Origin of the sequence: Gluconobacter potus (assembly GCF_015244705.1) — a bacterium.
Taxonomy (GTDB): Bacteria; Pseudomonadota; Alphaproteobacteria; order Acetobacterales; family Acetobacteraceae; genus Gluconobacter; species Gluconobacter potus.
The window spans coordinates 707,809-719,767 of record NZ_JABCQF010000001.1; the positions used below are offsets into that span (position 1 = coordinate 707,809).

At 51.3% G+C, this 11,959-nt stretch carries 11 protein-coding genes; all 11 read left to right on the top strand.

Annotated features, from left to right (window positions below; all coding sequences use genetic code 11):
* Positions 1–47: 47 nt before the first annotated feature.
* The 11 genes from HKD31_RS03080 (at position 48) to HKD31_RS03130 (ending at position 11,958) form a co-directional block, all read left to right on the top strand.
* On the top strand, positions 48–611 hold the full coding sequence (locus tag HKD31_RS03080) for a metal-dependent hydrolase (protein WP_194263640.1): 564 nt from the start codon (positions 48–50) through the stop codon (positions 609–611).
* A complete protein-coding gene (gene purH, locus HKD31_RS03085; protein ID WP_194263639.1) occupies positions 608–2,185 on the top strand; it encodes a bifunctional phosphoribosylaminoimidazolecarboxamide formyltransferase/IMP cyclohydrolase in 1,578 nt (525 codons plus the stop codon). The genes HKD31_RS03080 and purH overlap by 4 nt, the downstream gene beginning before the upstream one ends.
* Complete coding sequence (locus HKD31_RS03090) at positions 2,182–2,532, top strand: hypothetical protein (protein ID WP_194263638.1); 351 nt, start codon at positions 2,182–2,184, stop codon at positions 2,530–2,532. The genes purH and HKD31_RS03090 overlap by 4 nt, the downstream gene beginning before the upstream one ends.
* Positions 2,533–2,744: 212 nt before the next feature.
* Positions 2,745–4,070: a flagellar hook-length control protein FliK gene (locus HKD31_RS03095; protein ID WP_194263637.1), complete on the top strand. Its 1,326-nt coding sequence runs from the start codon at positions 2,745–2,747 to the stop codon at positions 4,068–4,070.
* 15 nt (positions 4,071–4,085) lie between these two features.
* The gene (locus HKD31_RS03100) at positions 4,086–4,826 is read left to right on the top strand and encodes a flagellar hook assembly protein FlgD (protein WP_062496045.1); all 741 of its coding nucleotides are present in this window, start codon (positions 4,086–4,088) and stop codon (positions 4,824–4,826) included.
* Positions 4,827–5,000: 174 nt separating this feature from the next.
* On the top strand, positions 5,001–6,680 hold the full coding sequence (gene fliF / locus HKD31_RS03105; protein ID WP_194263636.1) for a flagellar basal-body MS-ring/collar protein FliF: 1,680 nt from the start codon (positions 5,001–5,003) through the stop codon (positions 6,678–6,680).
* Positions 6,677–7,690, top strand: a complete 1,014-nt coding sequence (locus HKD31_RS03110; RefSeq protein ID WP_194263635.1) for a flagellar motor switch protein FliG — start codon at positions 6,677–6,679, stop codon at positions 7,688–7,690. Before fliF ends, HKD31_RS03110 begins: the two co-directional genes overlap by 4 nt.
* Positions 7,690–8,340, top strand: coding sequence for a hypothetical protein (locus HKD31_RS03115; protein WP_194263634.1), 651 nt, complete (start codon positions 7,690–7,692; stop codon positions 8,338–8,340). Before HKD31_RS03110 ends, HKD31_RS03115 begins: the two co-directional genes overlap by 1 nt.
* A 39-nt stretch (positions 8,341–8,379) precedes the next feature.
* Positions 8,380–8,673 (top strand): flagellar motor switch protein FliN, encoded by a 294-nt coding sequence (fliN, locus tag HKD31_RS03120; RefSeq protein WP_228120177.1) that lies wholly within the window; start codon positions 8,380–8,382, stop codon positions 8,671–8,673.
* 53 nt (positions 8,674–8,726) lie between these two features.
* Positions 8,727–10,826, top strand: coding sequence for a flagellar biosynthesis protein FlhA (gene flhA, locus HKD31_RS03125; protein ID WP_194264073.1), 2,100 nt, complete (start codon positions 8,727–8,729; stop codon positions 10,824–10,826).
* A gap of 373 nt (positions 10,827–11,199) precedes the next feature.
* The gene (locus HKD31_RS03130; protein ID WP_062496143.1) at positions 11,200–11,958 is read left to right on the top strand and encodes an NAD kinase; all 759 of its coding nucleotides are present in this window, start codon (positions 11,200–11,202) and stop codon (positions 11,956–11,958) included.
* Position 11,959: the final 1 nt, after the last annotated feature.

The window sequence follows — 11,959 nt, forward strand, 5'->3', positions numbered from 1 at the left end:
TGAACAAATGGTTTGCGAGACACGTCGAAGCAGACCATATAGGGCGCGTGACCGGACGTTCCCATCTGCTGATTGGCGGCTTTGCCGTGCTGTGCGCGATGCGCTGGCATATCCTGTCGCCTGAACCGCTCTCCGTCTGCACGGGATTGCTGGGTAGTCTTTTGCCAGACATCGATACCGAACGCTCCATGCTCGGCAGCCGGCTGAAATTCCTCTCCCGTTTTCTGGCAAAGACCTTTGGGCATCGTGGCCTCACACATTCCGGGGTGATGCTGCTTCTGGCCGCGGCCGTGCTGAACGGTCTGATGGGGCCCGAGAGCCTGCATGGGCCCTGGGGGGCGCTCCTGCTGGGGGCAGGGACGCATATTGCGGCTGATCTTCCGACAGGGGGATGTCAGCTCTTCGCGCCCCTCAGCCGTTCGCGACTCTCGCTCTGGCCTTATGTCCGGACTGGCGGGATCGGAGAAATCATGCTTCTTGTGCCCATTCTCTGCCTTCTGGGTTGGGCAGGATTTTCCGGTAATGGCCCTGTTCCGGGTCATGTTCCTCCCTCTGCGCATCACTCGCGGTTGCGCGGACATGTTTTGAAGGATATTTCATTCTCATCATGACTGAGACCCGACTCCCCGTCCGTCGCGCCCTCCTCTCCGTTTCTGACAAGACGGGACTGATCGAACTGGGGCGTGCGCTCGCCGCCCACGGTGCGGAACTGCTTTCGACGGGAGGCTCTGCAAAGGCCCTTCGTGAAGCGGGTCTGACAGTCAAGGATGTCTCGGAGCATACCGGTTTTCCTGAAATCCTGGATGGCCGGGTCAAGACCCTCGTCCCGCAGGTGCATGGTGGCATCCTCGGTCGCCGCGACCTTCCGGCCCATGTCGCGCAGATGGCGGAACACGGCATTGCGCCGATCGATCTGGTCTGTGTGAATCTCTATCCTTTTGCCGCGACCGTCGCGTCCGGGGCAGGGGATGAGGACTGCATCGAGAACATCGATATCGGTGGGCCGGCCATGATCCGCGCTGCCGCCAAGAACTTCGATCACGTCACGATCCTGACCGATCCGCGTCAGTATGCGGCTGTCATCGCCTCGCTGGAACAGGGTGGCACGGTTCTGGCGGAACGTCGCGATTACGCTGCCTCCGCCTATGCCCATACGGCTGCCTATGACAGCATGATCTCCCGCTGGTTCGCGAAGCAGGCCGGTGAGATCCTTCCTCCCGTTCTGACGCTGAGCGGCACCCGCGATGATCTGCTGCGCTATGGTGAGAACCCGCACCAGAAGGCCGCCTTCTATCGCGATGGCAGCCAGCGTCCGGGCGTCGCGAGTGCGCGTCAGGTTCAGGGGAAGGCCCTGAGCTACAACAACATCAACGACACGGACGCTGCATTCGAAGCCGTCGCCGAGTTCGACGAGCCGACGGTCGTGATCGTCAAGCATGCCAATCCGTGTGGCGTAGCTTCTGCTCCCACTCTGGAACAGGCCTGGATCGCGGCCCTGCGCTGTGATCCGGTTTCGGCCTTCGGTGGCATCGTTGCAGTCAACCGGACGCTGAATGGCGCCACGGCCCAGAGGATCAGCAAGATCTTCACCGAAGTGATCGTGGCTCCAGATGCCGACGCTGAAGCAGTCGAAGTCCTGTCGCGGAAAAAGAATCTTCGTTTGCTGCTCACCGACGGCGTGCCCGACCCGACAGCTGAAGGACTGGCGTTCCGTTCCGTCGCGGGTGGCTTCCTGGCACAGACCCGTGATGCGGGCCGTGTGACGGAAGCTGACCTCAAGGTCGTGACCAAGCGCGCACCGACGGCCCAGGAAATGAAGGACCTGCTGTTTGCGTTCCGTGTCGCAAAACACGTGAAGTCAAACGCTGTCATCTATGTCCGTAACGGGGCAACGGTCGGCATTGGCGCCGGACAGATGTCCCGGGTGGACAGCGCGCGTATTGCAGCGCGCAAGAGCGAGGACGCTGCGAAGGAAGCCGGAGAACGCGCACCGCTGACGACTGGTTCGGTCGCGGCGTCGGACGCCTTCTTCCCCTTCGCTGACGGTCTTGAGAGCGTCGTTGCGGCGGGCGCTGTGGCTGTCATTCAGCCAGGCGGCTCCATTCGCGATCAGGAGGTGATCGATGCGGCAGATGCTGCCGGGATCGCCATGGTATTCACCGGCATGAGGCATTTCCGACATTGAAAAAGCTCGCTTTCGCCAGCCTGGTCCTGGCGCTTTCCGTCTCCGCAGTCGAGGCTGCTCCCTGCGTCTATGACATGACGCCGCTGCCCGTTACGCAGGGGGTCGTCTCCGGCATCACGCCTACGGGCGTGAAATTGCGTGATGGAACCACGGTCATTCTGCCGGACGAACTTCTGGCCGGTGTTCGGCTGAACCAGAAACTGGCTGTCAGGGGGCTGGTCTCTACGACAACCCATACGGTTCAGGCGCTGGCTCTGGAAGGCAATCCGCCTGTATGCCCCAGCGCGCCCACAATCCCGCGCGGACCTTTTGCGGGGTCCCCGGCTTATGATGCGATCCATCCCTGAGTCCTAAGGTGCTGATTGCTTCATGTTGCTGAAGGGATGAGCCTTTCAGTTCTGTAGCCCCTGCCACTGTGCTCTGGCGTCCCCGAGAAAGCCTGAAAAAAGGTTTTCTCGGGGACGTATGCTTTTGGGACCGCTAAACGCTTTCTTTACTGTTCCTGTGCCAACAGTTTCCCCGGGTTTCCCATTGTCAGCGGATCCGGAGGCACACAGTTTTGTCACATGTCACGACATCCGCAGTTGTAACGACAACGGGGGCAGGACGGCTCGAAACCCTGCCGCAAACCCAGCTGGCGTCGAATGAGCGTTTTCGCGATTTTCTGGAAAGCTATGTGCACCAGAAGTCCCCTGCACATGCCGATGACAGCCAGAAAGCTTCAACAGACAAGCCCCGGGTCCTAAAAGCTGCGACATCCCCATCCCAGGAGAAGGGGCAAACCCAGATTCAGAAAACCAGTTCTGAAATGGCCGCCGCTACGAAGCGCAATGAAGCAGCAAGCTTGCAGCAGCATTCTGCTTCTGCAAAGCAGGTCAGTGCAACGGCTCAGAATACTGTATCGCCCTATGCTGCTCAGAAGGGCAGTATGGCAGCTAATAAGGGACAGCCTCAAAAAGTCGCCGGGGATGGGCAGCAAAAGACGTCTCAAACGAATGCCACAAAGAGCAGTGACAAATATTCGGTTGCTGATGGGCAGAAGGCAGAAAAACCTGCCCTGACGCAGGGTGAGGGGGCTGACGCTGCTGATGACCATTCAACGGAGAACGTATCGCCACAGGCAAATATCCCTGTGGCTGGATCGAACGTCTCTGCTGCGGACGATGCGGTGCAGAAAAACCACCCGTCATTAGCTGACACCACACAGTCAAATTCAGAAACGGGTGGGATCGAAGCATCCACTCAAAAAGAGACCAGCTTTTCGGTAGAGCAGGATAGTGCAGAAGTAAAAGCAAATACTGTCTCGGATATGACGACTGCAGCACAGAGCGTTCCGGCATTTCAACTGGACTCTGTATCCGCGGAGAAAACATCCACTGATTCAGCCACTGAGACGTCTCATGCTGCTCAGTCAGAAAATGCTTCCGAGACGGCGGGCAATAATGAACAGGTCTCCCGACATGACGAGCCGCAGCCTTTGCTCTATCAGAAGAACAGTAACGGAAGCACGACAACTCATATTGAAATGAATGTCGGCCACCACGAAAAAGTCTATGTGGAAATTGGTGAAACGCCTGCCAGGGAGCAGCGGATTCACATCAATACCGACGATCCGGAAGTCTATCAGTCTTTAAAAGACGACCGCGATACATTGCTCGCAAGTCTGGCGCAGAGTTCCGTTTCCGTGACTGCCTCGCAGAGCATCATCCCTCCGAATATCCAGATCAGCCTTTCGCAACCCTCTTTCCTGAGCATGTCATCCCAGGATGAGCGGCAGGGAAGCAATAATCAGTCAGGAGGGGAAGCAAGGGGGACCTCATCTGCGACTGATACTCCAGCCCCTGAACGCCGGTTTCTGCGTGGCGTCGTCGATCTCACCGTCTAACATAGGATTCAAAACATGGTTTCTTCAGTTGGTACAACGACCGCCAGCACGTCGCTTCTAAGTCAGGCTATTGCAGCCGCGAAAAGCAATGCGGCAGCAAATGCAGCCTCTGCTTCTTCCAGTACGTCAACGAGCGCCAGCAGTTCGAGCAGTTCGCTCTCATCTCTGGGGGGGAATTTCAACCAGTTCCTCACGCTGCTTACAACACAGCTGCAGCATCAGGACCCCAGTAATCCAACCAGCACTGATTCCTTTACGGCCGAACTCGCTCAGTTTGCCGGCGTCCAGCAGCAGGTCGAGACCAATACAAATCTGACCACCCTGATTTCCGCGACGCAGGACAACCAGATGGCTTCAGCGGTCAGCCTGATCGGCAAGACGACAACTGCAAGCAGTTCCAGCCTGCCGCTTCAGAGCGGTTCTGCATCCCTGTCGTTTACCGCGCCTCAGGCAGAGGATGTCGCGATTGCCGTAACGGACAGTACGGGTACGGTCGTGAAGTCCGAAACAGTCAATGCGTCCGCGGGAACAAATACCTGGACATGGGACGGCAAGAATAACAGCGGTACGCAGTTGAGCGATGGTGCTTATACGGTTGCTGTAGAGGGAAGCTCTACTGACGGTACCAGCGTTGCTCTTTCGACCACGATAACTGGGACTGTCACTGGTGTTTCAAAGGGAACAACGGGCGTTAATATTGATATGGGCGATGCTACCATTGACATGAGCGATCTGACCGGATTTTCGACCACCTGATTCCAGCGACTGATAATGCCCATTGTTAGGCGTACGTTAACCTTTTTGCTCCACAATCAGCATTATCGACAGTTGGGTTTAGGGGTGAGTGCTCATGTGGGCAATGCAGGAAGGTTTTTCTAAAGAGAGTCGCCAGGATGACGATTCACTGAAAAACCGGAAAGAGAGCAGCCGGTGAAAGCGCTTCTAGCAAACCTCAAGCAGTTGGGGCTGCCGCGTCTGGCGGCTCTTGGCGGCGTTGGCGTTGCGATGCTGGTCCTGCTCGGCGTGCTTGTCCTTCATGGAGTCAACGCCACAAACGGCCTGCTCTACCGTGATCTGGAAGCGCATGAAGCAGGTGAAATCGTAGAGCAGCTTGCAAAGGCCCACATCAAATATCGTCTTCAGGATCAGGGCAGTACGATCATGGTGCCTGATGACGACGTTGCACGTGCCAGATTGCTTCTGGCTCAAAGCGGCCTGCCATCAGGCGGGTCTGTCGGATACGAGATATTCGACAAGGGCAACAGCTTTACCGCCACGCAATTCGAACAGACCATCAATGAAACCCGTGCACTCGAGGGTGAACTGGAACGTTCAATCCGTCTGATCCATGGCGTCCGGAATGCCAGGGTGCATCTTGTGCTGCGTCACAGGGAGCTTTTTTCAACAGATGAGCAGAATGCTCAGGCGAGCGTCCTTCTTTCAATGGACGGTGGACGTCGGCTGGATGAGGAAAGCATTGCAGCAGTCGTGAACCTGGTTTCCGCGGCGGTCCCAGGGCTGGACGCCCACAATATCTCCCTGATCGACAATCGTGGTCATGTTCTTCTCAAGCAGGGAGAAGGAAACTCGAACGGCGGTCAGTCTGCGGAAGAGCAGCGGCAATTGATTGAACAGCGTATCGCGCGTGAAGTCGAGGATCTGCTGGGATCTTCACTGGGGCCGGGGCATGTGCGTGTAGAAGCCAACGTCACCATGAATAACGATCATGTTCGGGAAACCCAGGAAAATTATGATCCCGACCAGCAGGTTCTGAGGTCGCAACAGACCAAGACAGAAAAAAGCATCAATACCCAAGGCTCTACCAACACGACGGTGTCAAATAATCTTCCGAACGCCAATGCGGGACAGCAGCAGAATGGAAGTCAGAGCAACCGGCAGGAACAAACGAATAATTATGAGATAAGCAAGACAGTCCGGACCCTGGTTCAGGATCAGCCACGCATTGCCCGCATCAGTATGGCCGTCATGGTCGATGGTATCAGCCAGTCTGATGGAAAAGGCCACGCGTCATGGCAGCCGCGCAATCAGGAAGAACTTGGGCGGCTGACTGCGTTGACCAAAAGTGCTGTTGGCTTCGATCAGAGTAGGGGTGACGTAGTTACCGTGATGTCCATGAAGTTTACGGATATGGACATGGAAATGAAGCCAGAGATCTCCGGCTGGAGCAAGTTTTTCACCCATTCAAATCAGATGGAGGCGATAAGGTTTGGATTATTCGCAGCCTGCCTGGCGATGGTTCTGTTCTTTGTCGTGCGCCCATTACTCCGGCCGATTGGAGAGTCCAGCTCTGGGAAATTGCTCAATTTTGCCACTTCTGAAGCCCGTACTCCAAATGCCGATCTTTCTTCGCAAGGCGCTGTTTATCTGCCCGACAGTCAATCCGAGAGAGCAAGAACTCCTATGCTCGAGGCGGCTTATGTGAATGCTGAACCGGTTGATGAAGAAACAGTCTCTGTCAGTGGAGTACAGGGACGAATTAGAGCCTCTTCCGTTCAGAAAGTTGTAGATCTCGTGGAAACTCATCCATCTGAAAGTATTGCTTTGGTAAGAGGATGGTTGATTCCTTCTCAGGAAGGAGCGAGAGGATGATGGATATGGAAAAGAATATCTCCGGCGTACAAAAAGCGGCCATCCTGATGATGGCCTTGGGCGAGGAAAACTGTTCTCGTTTGTTCGAGCAGATGCATGAAGAAGAAATTAGAGAAATTTCATCTGCAATGGCTCAGTTGGGTATTGTTTCGTCAAATACCGTCGAAAAAGTATGCCATGAATTTAGCCAGGGCTTAGGGGCTGCTGAAGGTGTAGTCGGAGATCTGGAAAGTACGGAAAAGCTTCTCAAAAATGCTCTTCCCGCCAATCGGGCTGCAGCAATCATGGAGGAAATCCGTGGGCCTGCCGGGCGTACGATGTGGGATAAGCTCGGTAATGTATCAGAGACAGTTCTCGCGAATTATTTGAGAAACGAATACCCACAGACTGTTGCCGTTATATTAAGTCGGATCAAACCTTCTCATGCGGCTAAAGTTCTGGCGCTTTTCCCGGAAGAATTTTCATTAGATATCATGATGAGAATGCTTAAAACGGAAACAATACAGAAAAACGTTCTTCAAAGCGTTGAAAAGACACTGAGATCGGAATTTGTGTCAAATATTCCGCGCGGAATAAACCGGAATAGCCATGAGGTTCTGGCTGACATATTTAACAATTTTGATAGGCGCATTGAAGGTAGATTTATGACTGCTCTGGAAGAGCGGAGTCAGGATGATGCCGAACAGATCAAAAGTCTTATGTTTACATTCGAAGAGCTCGTCAATCTTTCCAGTGAGAGTTTGATAGTATTGCTGAACCAGATACCTCGGGAAAGCCTGCCGCTGGCCCTTAAAGGTGCAAGCGATAAATTGAGACAGGCGTTTCTTGCTTCCATGTCGGAGCGTGCAGGTCGTATTCTTATGGATGAAATTGAAGATTTGGGTCCTGTGCGAGTAAAAGATGTTGATACTGCACAGAACCAAATTCTTATTATTGCGAAAGATCTTGTAGACCGAGGCGAAATTGATCTGATTGATCAAGAACAGCCTGGAAATGAGATGATTGTCTGATGGTCCACAATTTCTCAGGCGGCAATAATGCTTCTGGAATTCTCTACGCGGAGGACTTCGATAGGGTCTTGCCGGGCAATGTAGAGAAAAATGACGATATACCGCCGCCCATCGAGAACGAAAACACTAATACGCTATCCGATGAACTTTTAGAAGAATTTTATCAAAAGGGACTGCAGGCAGGAAAATTATCAGGAAAGGAATTATTTGATAATGAAAGAATAATCCTGGAGAGTTTTTATAAAAATGAAATAAAAAAAGAAATAGATGGAATATGTGAGAGTGTAAAAAACATAGAGAAGGATATGTCTAAGCAGGTTACGTCTTTCTTCCTGAAAATACTGATGAATCTGTTTCCGGAGCTTTTGACGCAGTATGGAGTGGAAGAGGCAAAGCGAACGATCGAAAAAATTAATTCATTCATAAAAGATAAATTCCAGTTGGAATTAATTTGTTCTCAAGAGCTTTCAGAAAAAATAGAAGGGTACTTTGGAGAATCTACGCAAAAAATAATAAATATTATTGTGGATGGAGCGAAAAAAGGTGGGGATTTCAAGGTTTCTTGGGATACAGGTCTGTTTGTTAGGAATGCGGATAAAGTTGTTTCTGAAATAACGTCAGAAATTCTCTCGCTCTCTCATGAAAAATAGGAGGAAAAAATGCTGGATAAAGATGAGGATGGTTTCGGTATGGAAAGAGAACAGGTTTTAAAAGAAGAAATTTCAGGCGATAAAACGCCTAATGATTTGCAGGCTATTTATGACATCCCTGTTACGGTAAGCGCAGTATTGGGCCGAGCCACAATGCCGATAAACCAATTATTGAAGCTGGGGCGGGGGGCTGTGGTGGAGTTGGACCGGAAGATTGGAGATCCAATCGATATTCTTGTCAATAATCGCTTAATTGCAAGGGGTGAGGTGGTTATGGTGGATGAGACGCGTTTAGGCGTCACCATGACTGAAATTGTAAAGTCAGAAAATTAAAAAACCATATCGGAAGAAAAATGAATAATATAAAGAAAAGTTTCTCTTCCGAGATGGGAAGGATTTTTTCATCAAATAATATTCCTCAAAGCGTGCTCGCTTTGAAAAAGTGGGTTCCTGGATCAGATATCGGGCTTGCTCTCTCTGTTTCTGCTCTGTTGTCGATATTGGTTCTGCCTCTTCCGACGTTTGTTTTAGACGTCGGATTATCGTTGTCAGTTACGTTATCCATTTTGGTTCTGATGGTGGCGTTATTTTTAAATAAGCCGCTTGATTTTACGTCTTTTCCAACACTGCTTCTATTAACAACTCTACTGAGGCTTTCGCTCGAGGTAGCAACTACGCGCTTGATTCTGAGTCACGGATACGAAGGCGCCTATGCCGCGGGCCATGTTGTTGCTGCTTTTGGTGGCTTCTTGATGGGCGGAGACGTAGTTATCGGGGCTATTTTGTTCTCGATACTTCTGGTTGTTAACTTTATGGTTATTACCAAAGGCTCGGGACGTATTGCCGAGGTTGCGGCCAGGTTTTCTCTGGATTCCATGCCGGGAAAACAAATGGCAATTGATGCTGAACTATCCTCAGGCGCTATTACTGATTCTGTCGCACGTAAAAAACGTAGAGAACTTGAAGAGGAAAGTGGTTTCTATGGCGCGATGGATGGTGCTGCCAAATTCGTGCGTGGAGACGCGATTGCTAGTCTGATTATAACCGCTATCAACATTGTAGGCGGACTAACTATAGGTGTTGTTCGCCACGGTATGCAGATAGCAGATGCAGCTACCTCGTTTACGACGTTGACGATAGGTGATGGTCTTGTTTCGCAAATTCCTGCCCTGTTGGTTTCTACGGCTTCAGGTATTGTCGTAACAAAGGGTGGGACTGAAGGCGGAACTGACGTTGCTCTTGTCCGTCAATTGGGTGGTAATTCTAAACCGCTTGCCTTGGCTTCCGGCTCGGCAGTGGTTTTGGCATTAATCCCAGGTCTGCCGACATTTCCCTTTTTGTTTCTAGCAGTTTTGGCTGGGGGAGCGGCTTGGATAAGATACCGGACTCCCGTGGTTGGTACGGATAATGATGGAGATTCTGTTGTAGTTCCCGAAAATCCTGTTCCCGCAGAAGTTCCAATTTCGGAAAGCCTGAAGGTTGATCTATTGAGACTGGAATTGGGCTTTAATTTGTTGGCGATCGCAAGCGGTGAGGGGACGCGTTTAACAGAAAAAATAAAAATACTTCGTCGAACAATTGCAAGCGATATGGGTTTCGTCCTTCCACCTGTTCGTATCCAAGATAATCTGCTTTTACCGCCTGATTCTTATTCAGTTTCTATTAAGGAGATAGAGGTCGGTCAGGGTGAAGTCAGGCTGAATAAGCTTTTAGCGATGGATCCACGGGGGGGAGAGCCAAATATCGAGGGAGAAAAAACCAAAGAACCCGCTTTTGGCTTGCCTGCATTGTGGATAGATCAAAATCTGCGGGAAAATGCCATTGTTCAGGGGTACACGGTTGTTGATCCTGCAAGTGTAATCATCACGCATTTAACCGAATTGGTTAAAGATAATATGCCAGACCTTCTTTCTTATTCGGAGACGCAAAAACTGCTGGATGAGATGCCTAGAGAGCAGCAGAAATTGGTCATAGATCTGGTTCCCTCTCAGATTTCAGTTAGTGTAATACAAAGAACTCTGCAGTCCCTTCTTGAAGAACGGGTATCAATCCGTGATCTGGTTAGTATTCTAGAGGCTTTGCAGGAGGGATGTAGCCAAGGATTAAAAACTGTTGCAGCGTTAGTTTCTCATGTTCGGACCAGACTGGCTCGTCAAATCAGTGCATCAGTCATTGGTCCTCAGGGATATATTCCAATTGTGACCCTCAGTCCTGACTGGGAGATGTTTATTTTGGATCATTTGTCTAATTCGGGCGAAGAAAAACAGATTAATTTTTCTCCGTCAAAAATGAATGAGTTCGTGTCTCGCGTTAAATTCTGTCTTGATAGTGCCTCCAAGCAAGGGGAGGTGCCAGTAATATTGGTTTCGAGAAATATCCGACTTCCCATCAGGCGCATAATAGAACGTATACAGCCTTCTATAAGCGTTTTAGCACAAGAGGAAATTTCGCCGCGCGTCAAAATACGTACTATTGGGTCAATATAATAATTTCATTATATTTTTGATAGTCGATTTGAGTTGTTTGACCTCTGGCTGTGGATGCCAGAAGGTGGTGAACGAGGGATTTTCTCGAAATGCGAAATCTTACCGCCCCGGCCTGATGGACGAATGAGTGGCGGCCATTCTTTCAAGTTTCTGATATGGATAATACGGTCGCTTCAACGTGCCAGTACGACACAATATTCCCTTTCTTCAGGCTCCACTGAATGTCTGTTGTCGATCCAATTTTGAGATGGGCAGAGATTTTTGATGCTACCGTTGGCTCTGAAAAATAATGCTCCCTCAAGCCGTTCATCTGCTAAGGAGACCGGCAATAGGGAAAATGATCTCTGCTGATTTCAGGCTGATGCGATTTTTTATGAAAATTCATTTTGTTGCCTCTTCAACGGACAGCGCCCAGGCGGCACTGGCCCGACTTTCACAGAAATACGGAGATGTGCGGCTTCACGAGGCGGATGTTGTTGTCTGTCTGGGGGGGGACGGCTTCATGCTCGAGGCCCTGCACAAGGTTCTGGATAAAAGCATTGCTATTTACGGCATGAATTATGGGACGGTTGGGTTCTTGATGAATGCCGCCGATGAGGGAGACCTTTTACAGCGTCTCGAAAATGCCCAGCCGTCGGTTCTCCACCCGCTGCACATGACTGCCACGACAGTGGCAGGGAAAGTCAAAAGTGCATTGGCATTCAATGACGTGTTTCTTTTCCGTCAGACACGACAGACGTCCCGTATCCGGATAGAAATAGATGGTCGGTTGCGGCTTGAGGAACTGATCTGCGACGGAATAATCGTTTCCACTCCCGCCGGTTCGACAGCTTATAACCTGTCCGCTCATGGACCTATTGTGCCTTTGAGCGCCAATATTCTTCCGCTTACACCGATTTCCGCTTTTCGGCCCCGGCGTTGGCGGGGCGCCCTGCTGCCGTCGAGCGCAGTCGTAAAACTGACACTGCTTGATACTGAGAAGAGGGCAACAGCAGCAGTAGCAGATTTTACGGAAATCCGTGATGTGGCCGAGGTTGTTGTCCGGGAAGACCGTTCCCGGAAAGCCACGATCCTGTTCGATCCCGATCACGGTCTTTCAGAGCGGATCATTGCCGAACAGTTCGTGGCATAGG